This is a genomic window from Pseudoalteromonas rubra (genome assembly GCF_000238295.3).
GTDB lineage: Bacteria > Pseudomonadota > Gammaproteobacteria > Enterobacterales > Alteromonadaceae > Pseudoalteromonas > Pseudoalteromonas rubra.
Window position 1 is genome coordinate 161,441 of record NZ_AHCD03000035.1, and the last position, 18,275, is coordinate 179,715.

General features: G+C 47.9%; 10 protein-coding genes. 9 read left to right on the forward strand and 1 reads right to left on the reverse strand.

Annotated features, from left to right (window positions below; translation table 11 throughout):
• Window positions 1-104: 104 nt before the first annotated feature.
• The 4 genes from pheS to PRUB_RS11715 all read left to right on the forward strand — a co-directional run bounded on the left by pheS (window position 105) and on the right by PRUB_RS11715 (window position 5,540).
• Window positions 105-1,085 carry a phenylalanine--tRNA ligase subunit alpha gene (pheS, locus tag PRUB_RS11700; RefSeq protein ID WP_010384799.1) on the forward strand — a complete coding sequence of 327 codons (981 nt, stop codon included), beginning with the start codon at window positions 105-107 and terminating at the stop codon, window positions 1,083-1,085.
• A gap of 13 nt (window positions 1,086-1,098) precedes the next feature.
• Entirely contained in the window at window positions 1,099-3,486 is a 2,388-nt protein-coding gene (pheT, locus tag PRUB_RS11705) for a phenylalanine--tRNA ligase subunit beta (protein ID WP_010384798.1), read from the forward strand.
• A gap of 2 nt (window positions 3,487-3,488) precedes the next feature.
• Entirely contained in the window at window positions 3,489-3,788 is a 300-nt protein-coding gene (ihfA, locus tag PRUB_RS11710) for an integration host factor subunit alpha (RefSeq protein WP_010384797.1), read from the forward strand.
• 189 nt (window positions 3,789-3,977) lie between these two features.
• The gene (locus PRUB_RS11715) at window positions 3,978-5,540 is read left to right on the forward strand and encodes an EAL domain-containing protein (RefSeq protein ID WP_242065242.1); all 1,563 of its coding nucleotides are present in this window, start codon (window positions 3,978-3,980) and stop codon (window positions 5,538-5,540) included.
• 53 nt (window positions 5,541-5,593) lie between these two features.
• Here the strand turns inward: PRUB_RS11715 and PRUB_RS11720 are convergent, their stop codons facing one another.
• A complete protein-coding gene (locus PRUB_RS11720) occupies window positions 5,594-7,216 on the reverse strand; it encodes an alpha-glucosidase family protein (protein ID WP_010384793.1) in 1,623 nt (540 codons plus the stop codon).
• Between the two features lie 729 nt (window positions 7,217-7,945).
• Between PRUB_RS11720 and PRUB_RS11725 the strand changes: the two genes are divergently transcribed.
• The 5 genes from PRUB_RS11725 (at window position 7,946) to PRUB_RS11745 (ending at window position 18,198) form a co-directional block, all read left to right on the forward strand.
• A complete protein-coding gene (locus tag PRUB_RS11725) occupies window positions 7,946-10,741 on the forward strand; it encodes a TonB-dependent receptor (protein ID WP_010384792.1) in 2,796 nt (931 codons plus the stop codon).
• 81 nt (window positions 10,742-10,822) lie between these two features.
• Window positions 10,823-12,340, forward strand: a complete 1,518-nt coding sequence (locus PRUB_RS11730; protein WP_010384791.1) for a tryptophan halogenase family protein — start codon at window positions 10,823-10,825, stop codon at window positions 12,338-12,340.
• Between the two features lie 89 nt (window positions 12,341-12,429).
• Window positions 12,430-14,292: an alpha-amylase family glycosyl hydrolase gene (locus tag PRUB_RS11735; RefSeq protein ID WP_040645285.1), complete on the forward strand. Its 1,863-nt coding sequence runs from the start codon at window positions 12,430-12,432 to the stop codon at window positions 14,290-14,292.
• A gap of 1 nt (window position 14,293) precedes the next feature.
• Window positions 14,294-15,784 carry an MFS transporter gene (locus PRUB_RS11740; protein ID WP_010384789.1) on the forward strand — a complete coding sequence of 497 codons (1,491 nt, stop codon included), beginning with the start codon at window positions 14,294-14,296 and terminating at the stop codon, window positions 15,782-15,784.
• Window positions 15,785-15,804: 20 nt separating this feature from the next.
• A complete protein-coding gene (locus PRUB_RS11745) occupies window positions 15,805-18,198 on the forward strand; it encodes a glycoside hydrolase family 15 protein (protein ID WP_010384788.1) in 2,394 nt (797 codons plus the stop codon).
• Window positions 18,199-18,275 lie beyond the last annotated feature (77 nt).

The window sequence follows — 18,275 nt, forward strand, 5'->3', positions numbered from 1 at the left end:
TGTCCATGAAAAGCCCCTAATTTGGGCTAGAATCTGCCCCGTTGTTTCAGTTATTATAATCGATTCAATGAAAGGCAAATGACCTCAACAAGATCAGGTATAGAATGAACTTAGAGAATATTTTAGCGCAAGCGCTAGACGCCGTTGCTAACGCGAGCGAAGTTGCGCAACTTGAGGAAGTCAGAGTTAACTACCTTGGTAAAAAAGGTGAGATCACTGGACTACTAAAAACCCTGGGTAAACTGGCACCAGAAGAACGTAAAGAAGCGGGTCAGGTGATTAACCAGGCAAAAAATCAGGTTCAGACCGCGATCAATGAAAAGCGTGAAGCGCTGGAGCAGGCTGCACTTGCTCAAAAACTGGCGGCAGAAACCATTGATGTAACGCTGCCTGGCCGTACGGCACCGCAGGGCGGTTTACACCCGGTAACACGGACCATTGAGCGTATCGAGCAGTTTTTTGGAGAACTGGGCTTTGCGGTTAAATCAGGCCCGGAAGTAGAAGATGATTTCCATAACTTTGACGCGCTGAATATTCCAGAGCATCACCCGGCTCGTGCTGATCATGACACCTTTTACTTTAACCCTAAGCTGGTTCTGAGAACGCAAACCAGTGGTGTTCAGATCCGTACAATGGAAGCTGAGCAGCCGCCTTTGCGTATTATTTCTCCGGGTCGAGTGTATCGTAACGATTACGATCAAACACACACGCCAATGTTCCACCAGGTTGAAGGTCTGATGGTCGATACGGATGTGAGCTTCACTGAATTGAAAGGTATTTTGCACGACTTTTTACGTAACTTTTTCGAAGAAGACATGGAGATCCGCTTCCGTCCTTCTTACTTCCCGTTCACTGAGCCGTCAGCGGAAGTGGATGTGAAAGGTAAAAATGGTAAGTGGTTAGAAGTGTTAGGCTGCGGAATGGTGCATCCGAACGTATTGCGCTCTGTAGGCATTGACCCTGAGAAGTACACTGGATTTGCATTTGGTATGGGCGTAGAACGTCTGACCATGCTGCGCTACGGCGTAAACGACTTACGTGCTTTCTTCGAAAACGATTTAAAATTCCTAAACCAATTCAGATAAGAGCGATACAACAATGAAATTTAGTGAAAAGTGGTTAAGAGAATGGGTTAATCCTGCGATTGATACCGAGGCTCTATCTGAACAGCTTTCAATGGCCGGACTGGAAGTCGATGGTGTCGACCCGGTTGCGGGTGACTTCGAAGGCGTGGTAATTGGTGAAGTGGTTGAGTGTGGCCAACACCCGGACGCAGACAAATTACGTGTAACCAAAGTCAATGTTGGTGAAGACGAGTTGCTGGATATCGTGTGTGGTGCTGCGAATTGCCGCACTGGTTTAAAAGTCGCAGTGGCGAAAGTGGGTGCTGTACTACCAGGTGGCTTTAAGATCAAAAAAGCAAAGCTACGTGGTCAGCCGTCGCATGGCATGCTATGTGCGTTTGAAGAGCTGGGCATGGCAGAAAGCTCTGACGGTATTTTAGAGTTACCAGCAGATGCGCAAATTGGTCAGAACATCCGCGAATACTTTAACCTTGACGATGTCACCATCGACGTTGACCTGACCGCAAACCGCAGTGACTGTCTGGGTATTAAAGGCCTTGCGCGCGAAGTCGGCGTATTAAATGGCATTGACGTCAATGAGCTGGCCATCCCAGCTGTTGAGCCAACCATTGATGACAAAATTGAGATTGAGCTGGTAAACAGTCAGGCTTGTCCTCGTTACCTGGGTCGTGTGGTTAAAGGTATCAATCTGGACGCAATCACACCTCTTTGGATGGTTGAAAAGCTGCGTCGCTCTGGTATTCGCTCAATCGATCCGGTTGTCGACATCACTAACTACGTATTACTTGAGCTGGGTCATCCTATGCATGCGTTTGACTTAAATGCCATTGAAGGTGGTATCAAAGTACGTAGTGCTGCTGAAAACGAAGAGCTGGTATTGCTTGATGGCAATACGGCCAAGCTGAAGCCAAGCACGTTGGTCATTGCCGATCACAACAAAGCGCTGGCGATGGCCGGTATCTTCGGTGGTGAAAACTCAGGTGTTAAAGAAGGCACGACAGACATCTTGCTTGAAAGTGCATTCTTCAGTCCTTTAGCAATTGCCGGTCAGGCACGTGGCTATGGCCTGCATACTGATGCATCACACCGTTATGAGCGCGGTGTGGATTATCAGTTACAGCATGATGCAATGGAGCGAGCTACAGCCTTGCTACTTGAAATTGCTGGCGGTCAGGCCGGTCCGGTTGTAGAAGCGGTGTCTGAAGCTGATTTGCCTGAGGCAAAATCTGTGACACTGCGCCGTGCACGTCTTGATCGTGTTATTGGTTATCATATTGCTGATGAAAAAGTGACTGATATCCTGACGCGCCTTGGTCTGGATGTGGCGTTTGCTAACGATAGCTGGACTGCAACTGTACCAAGTTATCGCTTCGATATTAGTATTGAAGAAGATCTTATTGAAGAAGTTGCACGGGTGTTTGGATATAACAATATCCCAAATGTAGCACCGACTGCGGCATTAAAAATGACAGATCACCAGGAAGCGCGTTTGCCGGTTTCTCGCCTGCGTAATGAACTGGTTGCACGTGGTTATCAGGAAGCAATTACCTACAGCTTTGTTGATCCTAAGAAACAGCAACTGCTGCACCCTGAAAGCGACGCTCTGGTACTGCCACATCCTATTTCGGTAGAGATGTCTGCGATGCGCGTAAGCCTGATGCCTGGGTTACTTAATGCCGTGGCCTACAACCAAAACCGTCAGCAAACTCGTATTCGTTTGTTTGAACACGGTCTGAAGTTCGTTAAAGACGAAGCAGCAGAAAACGGCGTACGTCAAACTCCTGTGATTGGTGGTGTGGTTTATGGCAACACGCACAATGAACATTGGGGTATTGAAAGCCGTAAGACCGATTTCTTTGACGTGAAAGGTGATGTAGAGGCATTGCTGGCTTTATGTAATGACAAAGCACGTTTTAGTTTCAAAGCGCAAGCAAGTGATGGTCTGCACCCGGGTCAATCTGCTGCCATTTATGCCAATGGTGAGAAAGTGGGTTATATCGGCGCGGTTCATCCGCAGCTGCAAAAATCATTGGATCTTAATGAAACTGCGTATGTTTTTGAAGTTGAAACAGCAGCGATCGCTGAGCGTAAGCTTCCAGAAGCCGTTAGTATCTCGAAATTCCCGTCAAATCGCCGTGATATTGCTATTTTAGTTGCAGATGATGTAAAAATAGGCGATATTTTAGAAAGCATTGAGAAAGTTGGCGGAAATCAATTAGTTGACCTAAACTTATTCGATGTGTATAAGGGCAAAGGTATTGAGCCTGGTTATAAGAGTTTAGCCATTGCTCTAACACTGCAAGCCGTTGATAGAACGCTCGAAGAGAAAGACATCAACGACACTGTAGAAATCGTGGTGGCCGAATTGGCCAAACAATTTAATGCATCGTTGAGGGACTAGATATGGCGCTTACTAAAGCCGACATAGCTGAACACCTATTTGAGAAATTGGGGATAAATAAAAAGGATGCCAAAGACTTAGTTGAAGCGTTTTTTGAAGAAATCCGCTCAGCGCTGGAAAGTGGAGAGCAGGTAAAGCTGTCCGGTTTTGGTAATTTCGACCTGCGTGATAAAAAAGAACGCCCTGGTCGTAACCCTAAAACTGGTGAAGACATTCCCATCTCGGCACGCCGTGTTGTAACTTTCAGACCTGGTCAGAAGTTAAAAACACGTGTAGAAGTGGGAACCAGCAAAAACCTGTGATCACACAGACGTCTTTGGGTTTTATCGCAGGCATGTACTGCTGCGTTACCTTCAGCTAGATATCTGTATGATAGTTAAGAAACCCCGGCATCAACCGGGGTTTCTTGTCATAAAAATTTAATTTACCTGTTTTACCATCTGGCCTTTGTATTTGTTTGGAGTGCGAAGTTGATCCAGGGTAATCACTCCTTGACTAATCGTATAAAAAATATCAGTGTTGCGTGGTTGATAAGTTCTCTGCTATTTGGCTCTTTGGCGATTTTTGTCTATGTGCAACAGAAAGAAGCCGCAAAGCAATCCGTTCAGGCCGCCTCCGAATTGATCCGCCAGGAGCTCGATTCGCAGCTTCATAATATTGATGTCTTTTTAAAACATGCAGAGCGCCTCGATGAAACATGTGACGCGCATACTATCTCTTTGATGCGAGAGCAGGTGTTCATTAATCCGGCATTGAGTGAGATTGGCATCGTCGATGAATATGGCCGATTGCTGTGTAACTCATTTGGCCGTCTGACGCCCCCCGTACAAACCACAGAGCCCATAAAACAACCCGGCTTGAGGTATCATGGCCCAATCATTACTGACTTTTTGCAAGTCCCTGCGTTTGTGCTGGCGCGCACACGCAATGATGGATTTGAAGTTAATGCCTTACTACCAACCAGCTGGTTAAGTGATACGTTAGACATTACCCGGCATAAAAACCTGGTTTTCATTGCTTTGCTCGATGGTGAGTCCGGCGTGCCCATATTTTTGCGTGGCAAATACACTTTGCCTTTAGGCGAGACGATATTTCCCGTTACGGAAGTATTGGAGTTTGAAGGGCGTTTTGACGATGGTACGCAGAAATACATCTTTGCACGGCCGCTTGCTGCTTTGCCACAACTGACCATTATGGTGGCCAGCGATGCGAAGCGACTGTCTACCATCCAGCCTGTGTGGTTGTTAACCCTGTTGCTTTTATATTGTGGCTCATTGGTGGGACTCACTATGTTACTTAACCACTATGATAGCCGGGTATTGAGCAGCCGGGCACTGTTGCTTGGGGCTATCAATAAGCAGGAACTATTTAATGTTTATCAGCCTCTGGTAGATGCAACGACTCGGGAAGTTGTTGGGGTTGAAGTGCTGATCCGCTGGCAACACCCAGTTGAGGGGGAGCTTAGCCCGGCGTATTTCATTCCCGAAGCAGAGCGCGATGGCAGTATTCTTGATCTGTCGATTTATCAGATAGAAAGAGCGCTGACTGAGTTGCGTGCGATTTTACAAAGCAAACCTCACTTCAAGGTCTCATTTAACGTGAACGGGTATTTGTTGACTTGCGCAGACTACCTTGAAGTGTTGCACAAAGCGAACCAGATTATCCCGAAACTCACCATAGAGCTGACAGAGCGGGACGTGTTATCTCAGGCACAAATACACTCCGTTCTTCAGTCATTGGTAAACTCCGGGGTCGAGATCGCGATAGACGACTTTGGTACTGGATACAGTGGTTTGCATTATCTGCAGAGTTTTCCAATTGATCTGTTGAAGATTGATCAAACTTTTGTTGCCTCTATTGGGATGGATAACCTACAGTCCCCGGTACTGAATGCGATGATAGAGATGGCAGCTAAGCTTGATAAAAAGCTGATTGCAGAAGGCGTAGAAACGGCCCATCAGGCAGAGTATTTATCCCGTCAGGGCGTGTGTGTGCATCAGGGCTGGTACTACTATAAAGCGATGCCAATACATAAACTCAAACAGGTTTGCTAAGTCCAGCCAGTGAATAGAAAAAGCCCCAAAAACGGGGCTTTTAGGTCAAGGGGTTACAATGAGGCAAAGTAACAGCCATATCCGGGCAGGGACAGCTGGCCTTGTTCATAGCGACCATTATGATGAACTAACTCGAGGTGTTGCGCATGGTGGCTAATGTTCAATGCGAGTTGCGCGGGCTGCTCGCTCAGGTTGAACGCACATAGCACGGATTTTCCCTGATAGCGCCGATAAAATGCCAGCACAGGTTCCGGGCTATCTATGAACTCGATATCACCAACCTGTAACTCGGGCATTGTATTACGCCATGCCATAAATGCCTGATAGCGCGTCAAAATAGAATCGGCTAAGTCGCTTTGCTGGGATACCGCTTGAGGCAGATGTGCCGGTGATACAGGCAACCAGGGCTTTCCTTCGCTGAAGCCTGCGTGCTCAAGCTCGGTATGCCAGGGCATTGGTGTGCGACAGCCATCACGGCCTTTAAAGTTCGGCCAGAACGTAATGCCGTAAGGATCCTGCAAATCTTCAAATGCAACATCGGCTTCACCCAGTCCCAGCTCTTCGCCCTGATACATACATACGCTGCCACGCAATGACCCCAACAACGCAGTGAGCATGCTGGCCTGGCGTGCGTCAACCGTTTTACCGTCTTTAGACCAGCGGCTTGCAACGCGTTCTACGTCGTGGTTACTGAATGCCCAACATGGCCAGCCTTCGGTCATGACCGCTTCAAGGCGAGATACGGTTTCACGGATATAGCTTGCACTGTAGTCTTTGGTCAGTAACTCAAAGCTGTAACCCATGTGCAGTTTGTCACCGCCAGAGGTATATTCAGCCATTGTTTGAAGAGAATCCTCGGATGAAATCTCTCCCAGGCTGACTGTGCCTGGGTAGCGGTCGAGCAGGGCGCGGATCTCAGCCATAAACGCGAGGTTTTCCGGCTGGGTATTGTTGTAATAGTGGTACTGAAATGCATAAGGGTTGTCTTCGCTAAAGCCACGACCCTGACGTAATTCCTTTGGCTTTGCAGGGTTGTCACGCAATTGTTGGTCATGGAAGCAAAAGTTAATGGCGTCCAGGCGAAAACCGTCAACACCTTTTTTCAACCAGAATTCGACATTATCCAGAACCGCCTGACGTACTTCAGGATTGTGGAAGTTCAAATCCGGTTGCTCAGTCAGAAAGTTATGGAGATAGTACTGACAACGGCGGGAATCCCACTGCCATGCAACACCACCGAAGATAGACAGCCAGTTGTTTGGCGGGCTGCCATCAGGCTTGGCATCCGCCCAAACGTACCAGTCAGCTTTGGCGTTTGTTTTGCTGGCACGGCTTTCGCTAAACCAGGCGTGTTCATCTGAAGTGTGGCTAAGTACCTGATCAATGATGATCTTGATATTTCGTTGATGTGCCTTATCGATTAATTCATCAAAGTCATCAAGGTTACCAAACATCGGGTCAATATCACGGTAGTCGCTGATATCATAGCCAAAGTCTTTCATAGGAGACTTGAAAAATGGCGAGATCCAGATGGCATCTACGCCGAGTGACTTAATGTAATCGAGCTTGCTAATGATCCCCTGAAGATCGCCAATTCCATCATTATTGGTATCACAAAAGCTGCGGGGGTATACCTGATAGATAACCGCGCCTTTCCACCATTCATTATGAGCCATGCACTTTCTCCTGCGCCGTGCAGCTGAGCTGTCGTATCCGTATCTGCCTCTGAGGCCATCTCGCAACTCAATGTATTGAGGGGCTTAATAACTGTAGTCAATTCAGACAAGGTGAGGTCAGATTATGATGTAAGCAGGGTACGACAACACTAAATATTAACAATGGCCAAGAGCATACGACATGCGTTGATATGAGTAAAAAGCCTGCATACGTATGCAGCATAATTAGTTGTCATTAGATTAATATAAAAGCAAGGTTTCAAACTTATTAAAGCTCTTTACCAATATGTGCTTCTGCCTCAGGTTACCTTCTTTTATCTGTGTTACAGTTTAATTAATTGGTAATACCAATTTTCATGTTGATTTCGGAGCAGAAAAGTTCAGCAAATTTGATGGCACAATCGTTGGCAGTTATTTGATTTTCGTTAAAACTTAGTAAATTCAGCGAAAGCATAACATGCAAGGTTCACCAACAGATTGTTGCGATAATATTTATAAAGGTAACAGGGGGTTAGTGCTTCTAGGAGTGAATGTTCTGTGAACAAAATGAAATGAAGGCTGCATTGAATACGTATGCATAAAGTTGTTTGGACGTTGAAGGCAGCGCTACTATTGCCGCTGACAACAAAATTACCGCCTTTAAAATCGTTGTAGCGCTTCACGGTTCACCGTGTGACGGAAAAATAAACAACTAGGCGTCATAAAAATGGTTAATTGGGATAAAACACTATGTCTATGTTCAAACCAAGCATGCTAACGCTGGCATTTGTTGCAGCGGGTATTAACACGAGCGCATTTGCTGAAGACACGCAGGCGCAAGCCGACACTGCGAAAAAGAAAGTGGAAGTTATTGAGGTTAAAGGATTTCGGGCAAGCGTTGTAAAATCTATCAATACTAAACGTTTCTCTCCTGAAGTCGTTGAGTCTATTTCAGCAGAAGACATCGGTAAGTTACCAGACTCATCGATTGCGGAGTCTATTGCTCGACTTCCTGGTTTGACTTCTCAGCGCCTTGATGGTCGCTCCAGTAAAGTGTCTATTCGTGGCTTTGGTGAGAATGAAGGCGCGACAACATTCAACGGTCGTGAGCAAGTGTCTATTGGTGACAATCGGGGGGTCGAGTTTGATCTTTACCCTTCTGAAATCATGAGTGGCGTAACTGTTTATAAGACGCCCAGCGCAAACCTTGAAGCAGAGGGGATTGCGGGCGTTATAGATATGCAAACTGTCAAACCTCTGAGTATGGACGAGCGCGTTTTTCAGGTAAACACCGCGTACGAACAAACCGGTTTTGATAAACTTAACCCAGATGGCAATGACAAAGGCTATCGCGGTACCTTTTCGTACATTGACCAGTTTGCCGATGACACCATAGGTGTGGCATTTGCGCTAACGACCATGTCTTCACCAAATCAGGAAAAACGCTGGAATGCCTGGGGTTATCCTGAATTTGAAGCAAATGGTAAAAATTACTCAATACTCGGTGGGGCTAAGCCATTTGTACGTTCGTCGACGCTTGAACGTGATTCTGCGATGTTTGTTTTTGAAGCCGCGCCTAATGATCGACTGTCTATGGTGTTTGATGCACTGTACGTTGATTTCAAAGACGAAAAAATTCTACGCGGTATCGAGATCCCGTTCGCCTGGGGTCAAGGTACAATTTTACCCGGGTCAGCAACTGTTGATGATGCATCTGGCTTCATCACCAGCGCAACCATTTCAGAGCAGCGCCCGGTAGTCAGAAACGACTACGAAGATCGCGACGCAGAAATGACGTCATTTGGTTTTAATACTAAGTATGAGTTGACTGACACTTTGCAGCTTGAGTTAGATGCCAGTCATTCAAGTGTAGAAAGAAAAATTTGGAGCCTGGAAAGCTACTCTGGCACAGGCCGTGGTGACAGTCGCGGTGTGGCAGACAACATCGGCTATGCGTTTAATGGTGGAAACACCGGTGCTCAATTTACGCATGAGCTAGATTACAGTGATTATGACTTGATCAAGCTGGGAGGCCCGTTGTCTTGGGGTGGCAGTGCGGCATTGAATGAAAAGTACAATGTAACTGGCACAGACTACGAAAACACACTTCAGGACGGCTTCATTAACGCTCCCGTGTTAGAAGACGAGATTAACTCATTGAAACTGGCGGCCAAACAAGCACTCGAGAGTGACCTGTTTAGCTCAGTAGAAGGTGGGATATCTTATCGTGAGCGTGAAAAAACCAAGCAGTCAGAAGGTTACTTCATGACGGTTTCCGATGCGTCTTACCCGGACAACCTGGCACTACAGGCGATCCCAGAGCAATACAGACTGGGCACCGCTAATCTGGACTTCATTGGCATGGGCAACATGGTTGCTTATGACTCTCGCGCTATGGTGAGAGACGGTAAGTTTGATTTGCTGGCAGAAAGCCTGACTAACACCAGCCATGCGTCCAAATCATGGGGTGTTAAAGAAGAAGTGATGGCAGCGTATGTTCAGGCAAACATTGATACAGAATTTGCCAGCCTGCCAATAAAAGGCAACCTGGGTCTGCGTTACGTGAAGACCGACATCAGCACGCAAGGCACCGAAGCTGGTATTGACGGCAATGGAAAAGTAGTACTGGAAAACAGCAATGTTGATCATAGCTACAACCATTTACTACCAAGCCTGAACTTGTCATTGGCGATTGATGATGAGCAAACAGTCCGATTTGGCTATGCAAAGACTATTTCACGTCCGCGTATGGATGAAATGAATTCATCGGTAACGCGTAATTACAGAGAAACGCCGGACAATGAAGGGAATAACTGGGAAGTGAAGGGCGGTAACCCTTATCTGGAGCCAAAAGAAGCTGACGGTTACGACATTACCTATGAAAACTATTTCCATTCAGAAGGCTACTTCTCGGTTGCTGCTTTCTATAAAGATCTGAACAACTGGATTTTTGATGCTTCTGTCATTGAAGATTTATCGGGTGTTGTAAACCCGGCAACCGGCCTGGTGCCAGAAAATCCAACTGCAACGCGTCATCTGAAAGTCAATGGCGGAGGTGGTGACCTGTGGGGTTATGAACTGTCGGTGACTTTACCATTTAGCATGTTCCACGATAGCCTTGAAGGGTTTGGTTTGATCGCCAGCCATACGGGTGTTGAATCAGATGTTAATGACCACAATGGTAATGAGTACAAGCTGCCAGGTCTGTCTGACAAAGTACAAAGCCTGACTGTCTATTATGAGAATCATGGCCTGCAATTCAGAACAAGCATGCGTAAGCGCAGTGAGTTTAAAGGGGATATCTACGGGACTGGTTTTAACACAGTGCAGGTTGATATTCTTGGGGAAACTATCTGGGATGCGCAGCTGGGCTACGACTTTGGAGACGCAGGGTTTAAGGATCTAGATGGGTTGGCTGTGAATATCCAGGTGCAAAATATCACTGAAGAGCCTTTCACCGCGTTATCTGGTGATAATGCATTGCAGGTTCGCGACTATCAGGATTATGGTCGTACCCTATTGTTAGGGCTCAGCTATAAGTTTTAATATGGCGACTAGTGCAATATTAACTAGCTAACAATCAGCCTCTGATGCGTTTTGCATCAGAGGCTTTTTTTGGAGTGAAGCATGCAAAAAAAGGGCGTCAGAGAACTAATTATTCTGGGAGGTGGTACCGCTGGCTGGATGACTGCGGCAATGCTTTCCCGGATTTTCAGAGATAAGCTTTCAATTACTCTGGTGGAGTCAGATGAGATTGCGACGATTGGTGTTGGCGAAGCCAGTATTCCACCTTTGGTTGATTTTAACCGGGGACTGGGATTGGATGAGCGCGAATTTATAACTCGAACACAAGCGACCATAAAGCTTGGGATCGAGTTTACCGGATGGGGGGATAGTAACTCACAGTATATGCATGCGTTTGGTAATATTGGCAAACGCTTTCCATTTTGTGACTTTCACCATGTCTGGCAGCATGCGCAGCAGCTGGCACAACAGCACGGTACAGCCAAAAGCGCGTTGTGGGACTATTCGCTTAACTATAGAGCTGCCAAAGCGGGACGCTTCGCGCATTTGCCTGTGATACCAAACACGCGTTTACCAGGACTTGAATATGCCTATCATTTTGACGCTGGTTTGTATGCAAAACTATTAAAAGAGGTTGCTCAAAAGCAAGGGGTTATCCGCAAAGAAGGCAAGGTCACGGAGGTAAAGCTTAGCCAGCAAACTGGAGAAGTGTCTGAGTTGGTTTTGCATGATGGTGCTCGATTAAGTGCTGACATGTTTATTGACTGTAGTGGCCTGAATGCCTTATTGATAGACAAAACACTCAATGTTGGCTTTGATGACTGGAGCCATTGGCTGGCATGCGATAGTGCGTTTGCCATACCCACTGAGCACGGCGATGGGCCTCTGCTTCCCTATACCCAATCAATAGCACATGGAGCTGGCTGGCAATGGCGGATCCCACTTCAGCACCGAGTTGGCAATGGACTTGTATTTTCAAGTCGATTTTGGGATGAGGCGCAGGCGCGTAAGGCTTTGTTGTCAAATCTTGAAGGTGCGCCTTTGGATGAGCCAAGATTAATCCGGTTTAAAACGGGCATGAGGCGTAAGCAGTGGCATAAAAATGTCTTTGCAATTGGGCTATCCAGTGGATTCTTAGAACCATTAGAGTCCACCAGTATACACTTAATACAAAGTGCCATTTTGCGGCTCATCCGTCACTTTCCAGCGTCAAATCAGGCAGACACACAGCGTGCAGCATGTAATTCTGAATTTAGTCATGAGATGAGGCAAGTCCGAGATTTTATCATTTTACACTACAAGGCAATCAAGCGTAACGACACAGCGTTCTGGCGTTGGTGTAAAGATATGGAGGTGCCGGAATCACTCGAGCAGACACTAGCATTGTTTAAAGACTCGGGTGCAGTACTACGCGATGAAGGTAACTTGTTTAGTGATCTTGCCTGGCAACAGGTTATGATGGGGCAAGGTATTGAACCTGACGCACCGCACCCACTGGCAGCGCAGTTTAGCCATGAACAAGCAAAGGGCCTGTTAGAAAGCCTGAACACGCTGCTTCAGCATACGGTTGATCAATTACCGACGCACCAGGCTTTCCTGAAGAACATGACGCAAGCATGAATACCCGCTCTGAATACGTATGCAAGCGGTTCACCCTTGATTACCAAGTCAGTAGACTCATTGAAAATACTAAAAATGACAACATTATGATGACAATAAAACCCTTGGTGGTCGCGCTTGGGATGATCACTGGTTCTGTGGTACTGAGCGCTTGTAATAGTATCAATGACAACAAGACTTCATTAGAGACAGCCAGCAACGCCGCAGCAGCGACACAACAGACAGAGGCAAAGCCGGTCGTTTATCAGGTATTTACTCGCCTGTTCGGTAACACCAATAGCAACAATATTCCCTGGGGAACGAAGGCGCAAAATGGGGTGGGAAAATTTGCCGATTTTACGCCCAAAGCGCTGGCTGAAATTAAAGCCATGGGCGTGAGTCATGTCTGGTATACCGGTGTATTGCATCATGCCTTAGTAGGCGACTATACCCAATATGGGATATCAGCGGACGACCCGGATGTAGTCAAAGGCCGCGCAGGGTCCCCTTATGCGGTTAAAGACTATTACAACGTTAATCCGGATCTGGCCGTCGACCCTGCCAACAGATTGGCAGAATTCGAAGCCCTTATTGACCGCACCCACGATGCGGATATGAAAGTGGTGATTGACATAGTCCCCAATCATGTCGCTCGTAATTATCAATCGCTCAGCGCGCCACAAGGCTCAAGCGACTTCGGTGCGAACGATGACACGTCAAAGACCTATGCACGTGATAACAACTTTTACTACGTAACTGGCCAGGACTTTCGCGTCCCGAGCTCAGATGATTATCAGGTGCTTGGGGGCGAGCGACACCCACTTGCCGATGGTCAGTTCGTTGAAAGCCCGGCCAAATGGACCGGCAACGGTGCACGCAAAGCGCAGCCTCATATTCATGACTGGTATGAAACCGTTAAGGTTAATTACGGTGTAAAACCCGATGGCAGTTATGATTTTGCCACCTTGCCGGCACACTATGCCACGCTTGATTACCGCGCCCACTATGCTTTTTGGGAGCATAAACAGCTGCCAGACAGCTGGTATAAGTTCCGCGACATCACCTATTACTGGCTGGACAAAGGCGTAGATGGCTTTCGTTATGATATGGCCGAAATGGTGCCCGTTGAGTTCTGGAGTTTCCTCAATGCTTCAATCAAGATGAAAAACCCCGACGCCTTCTTGCTTGCAGAAGTATACAACCCAACGCTTTATCGTGCTTATATCGCGCAGGGCAAAATGGATTATCTGTACGACAAAGTGGGCTTTTATGATTCCCTGAAAGCCCTGATGCAGGGCAAAGGCACGGCGCAGCAAGTGCTGGATGTGCATGCCAGTGTTAAGGATATTGCACCGCACATGCTGCACTTTTTAGAAAACCACGATGAGCAACGTATTGCCAGTCCCGAGTTTGCGGGTGATGCCAATAAAGGTAAGCCGGCTATGGTGGTCAGCCATTTGATCAGTAAGGCGCCAACTCTGCTGTACTTTGGCCAGAGTGTAGGTGAAGACGGATCAGAGATGGCCGGATTTGGCAAACCCAGTCGCACCAGCATCTTTGACTACATTGGCGTTCCTGCCCATCAGGCCTGGATGAATCATGGCAAGTTTGATGGTGCTCTACTGAGCGAAGAACAAAAGGCGCTGCGTGCCTATTATCAAAAATTGATGAACATGGCCTCATTCAGTGCGATAGCGCAGGGAGATCTGATATCTACGACGGTGAAAAAGATAAACGGAGACGCAGCAAACAAGGTAATGGGGTTTGCGCGCCAAAGCGAATCTCAGCGCCTGGTTGTGGTCAGTAACTTCGATGCAAGCCACCCGCAAAGTGTCTCAGTAACTTTACCTGAGGGTTGGCAAGGTAAAGCGGTTGACAGACTTGAGCAACATGGACAGGTTGCGCTTCATAATAATCAGCTGACAGTCACTCTGGCCCCGCTGGCCAGTGCGGTCTTTGAATTAGAGAATTAATATGCAAAAACAAAAACCACAACTCAGTTTCTGGCAGATCTGGAACATGTGCTTTGGCTTTCTGGGGATCCAGTTTGGCTTTGCACTGCAAAACGGTAATGTCAGCCGGATCTTTCAGACGCTGGGCGCCAAAGTCGATGATATTCCAATCCTTTGGGTTGCCGCGCCACTCACAGGTCTGATTGTACAGCCAATTATTGGTTACTGGAGTGACCGGACCTGGGGGAAACTTGGCCGCAGAAGACCCTTCTTTCTTTATGGTGCCATTCTGACGACCTTGTCGTTATTCTTTATGCCTAATTCTCCCACGCTCTGGATAGCAGCGGGCATGCTGTGGATCATGGATGCCTCTATTAACGTGACCATGGAGCCATTCAGGGCACTGGTAGGTGACAACCTCAACGAAAAACAACGTGCCAATGGTTATGCCATGCAGAGCTTCTTTATTGGAGTCGGTGCTGTTGTGGCATCGGCTCTGCCCTGGATGATGACCAACTGGTTTGGGATCAGCAATACCGCAGAGCCGGGTCAGATCCCTGAGTCTGTGAAGTATGCTTTCTACTTCGGTGGTGTGGTGTTATTTCTGGCGGTGGGCTGGACCATTCTGAACACCAAAGAATATAGCCCGCAACAGCTTGCTGAATTTGCTGGTGAAGCGGTTGAAACGCAAACCAAGCAAAGCTATCAGGTGATCAATTATGCCCGTGCTGCACTTATTTCTGGTGTGATTGGTGGGGGGATTCTGGCTGCTGTGATTGGGCTGCAGCTGGAAAAAGAGCTGTATCTGCTGAGCGGGCTGTTCTTATCCTTCACGCTGGTCCTGTTAATTGCTGGTTACCTTCAGCAGCGCGGTAGCACCTCTGGTGGCTTTTATAACGTTATCTACGATGTATTTACTATGCCCGGCACCATGCGCCAGTTGGCAGTCGTGCAATTCTTTAGCTGGTTTGCCTTATTTGCAATGTGGATTTACACCACCTCGGCGGTCACCAGTTTTCACTATGGTACGACAGAAGTAACCAGTAAAGCCTATAACGACGGTGCCGACTGGGTGGGCGTGTTGTTTGCCGCTTACAATGGTTTTGCCGCACTGGCTGCGGTGTGTATCCCGGTGATGGTGAATCGTCTTGGTATGCGTGGCGCACACTGTATCAACCTGCTGTTGGGAGCCGGTGCGCTATTGAGTTTTAAAATGATAGCCGATCCTAGCCTGTTATGGCTGCCTATGGTTGGCATTGGCTTTGCCTGGGCGTCTATCCTGTCACTGCCTTACGCCATGCTGAGTAACTCATTGCCAGCGCATAAAATGGGCGTATTTATGGGGATATTTAATTTCTTCATCGTGATCCCGCAGTTGATGGCGGCCAGCGTACTTGGCCTGATCCTGAGAAACCTATTTGATAATCAACCGATTTTTGCATTAGTGGTTGGTGGTGTGTCGTTCCTGCTTGCAGCAGTTGCTGTAATGCGGGTGAAAATCGAACAACAATAACACCACCGCAAGGAGACTTTATGAAAAAACTTTCTAGTTTAACTCTGGCATTGGTTGCCGCCGGACTTGTTGGTTGCGGCAGCGCGAATAACGCGGTTGAGTCACAACAGGCTGCGCCGGGCGCACCGGGTGACAAGCCATACTGGGCCTATTCAGGCAAAACCGGGATTGGTACCTCTTATGAGGCCTACAAGCAAGGGCAGTATTCTGATGAGGCAAGTACAGAAACCGTTTCCAAAGTGTGGTTTTCTATTGCCAAAGGCATGATCACAGAAACTATGTTTGGCCTGATCCATCAGGCTCAGATCAAGGACATGCAGTTTATTGTTACTGGCCCCGATTTCACGGTGAGTGAGCAAGACGAGCTGGACGTCAGTATTGATTACCTGGACAAAGACGCACAAGGTCGTCCGCTGTCTTTAGCATACAAAGTGATCAGCAAAGACAAGCAGGGCCGTTTTACGCTTGAGAAACATATTTTCACCGACCCTGACGGGCAAACCTTGTTCATTCGCGCGAAAGTGGAAACTGAACTGGATGGTGTGAAGTTGTTCGTTAACGTAAACCCGTACGTAAATAATAACGGGTTGAATGACTTTGCTAAGGTAACGGACGCGGGTCTGGTTGCCTGGGAAGGAGACAACTACCTGACATTGCAAAGCAGCAGTGGTTTTAAACAGGCTAGTGTTGGCTTTACTGGTCAAAGCGATGGTCTGGCGCAGCTTAAGGCAAGTCAGTCAATGGCACAACGCTACACCAGCACCGGCGCACAAAGCGGCAACGTTAATTGGCTGGCCGAGTTGGGTGACGTTGACCAGCAGGCGACATTTGACCTGGCACTGAGTTTTGGCAAATCGCAAACCGCGAGTTTCCAGCAAGGTGCTCAGTCACTTCAACGTGGCTATCAGCAGGTGCTGGCTCACTACAACGGTAAGGGCGATGCGATTGGCTGGCGCGACTACCTCAGTAGCCTTGAGCCTATGCAGAAGCTCAGTGGTTATACGGCCGATCAGGGCAAACTACTTTATACCAGTGCTTTGGTGTTAAAGGCGCAGGAAGATAAAACCCATGCCGGAGCGCTCATTGCGTCTTTGTCTAACCCCTGGGGTGACACGGTTGCGGCCGAGCAAGGTCATACCGGTTATAAAGCGGTATGGGTGCGCGACTTCTATCAGGTGGCGATGGCATTTTTGGCCATGGGTGACCCACAAACGGCATTGACTGCGTTTGAATATCTGGAAAAAGTACAAGTTACGGATAAGACGCCTGGCAATCAGGGTGACACGGGCTGGTTCTTACAGAAAACCCATGTTGACGGTGAGCTGGAGTGGGTTGGTGTGCAACTGGATCAGACTGCCATGCCAGTTATGCTGGCGTGGAAACTCTGGCAGGCCGGTGTGCTGAGCGATGAGAAGCTTGTCTATTGGTACAAGCGCATGTTGCAACCCGCAGCTGAGTTCTTAGTCGAAGGTGGTCTGGCCAAAATCCTCTGGAACGATACCCAGATCACACCACCAGCCACACAACAAGAGCGCTGGGAAGAGCAGGATGGTTTCTCTCCGTCGACTACTGCGGCCATTATTGCCGGGCTGGTTGCCGCCAGTGACATTGCGAAACTAGCCGGTGATAAGGCAGGCAGTGATCGTTACATGGCAACCGCTAAGCGATACGACAGCAAAGTGGAGTCGACCATGTTTACAACTGAAGGCAATCTTGCGTCTAAGCAAAGTGACGGTAAATACTTCTTCAGGATTGGCAAAGACGCTAACCCGAATACAGATACCAAGCTGAGTGACAACAATGGCCGTGCGGGTATGGACAAGAAGCAGATCATTGATGGTGGCTTCCTTGAGTTAGTACGCTATGGCGTAAGAGCCGCTGATGCCAGTAGCATCACTAATACGTTGCCAGAATATGAAGATGAAAATCTGCCTGAGAATCTGCGCGTAAAATATAGCTTTAACTTTGCCGGCGACCCGAATAGTTATCCGGGCTACCGTCGTTATGGCAACGACGGTTACGGTGAAGACGAAATACGCGGCACGAACTATGCTGAGCAGGGTCAGAACACGGCCGGTCAGCGTGGTCGGGTTTGGCCTTTCTTTACCGGTGAACGCGGCCACTACGAGATTGCGGCGGCCAGCCAGGCTAATGCATTGAATGATACAGCGGTACAACGTATCAAGTACACTTACATCAAAGGCATGGAACATTTTGCCAACGAAGGCCTGATGCTCCCTGAGCAGGTCTGGGATGGCGTGGGCGTAAATCCGTTTGGCTATACGCTGGGTGAGGGCACTAACTCTGCCACACCACTGGCATGGACACATGCTGAGTATGTGAAGCTGGTTCGCTCTTTGGCAGACAAGCAAGTCTGGGATCATTACCCAATTGTTGAGCAGGCGCTTAAGTAAGCGTGCAGGTAAGCTAAAAAACGCGGTGCACCTTGTCGGTCACCGCGTTTTTTATTGCGCCTATGTCCTTTTAGTTG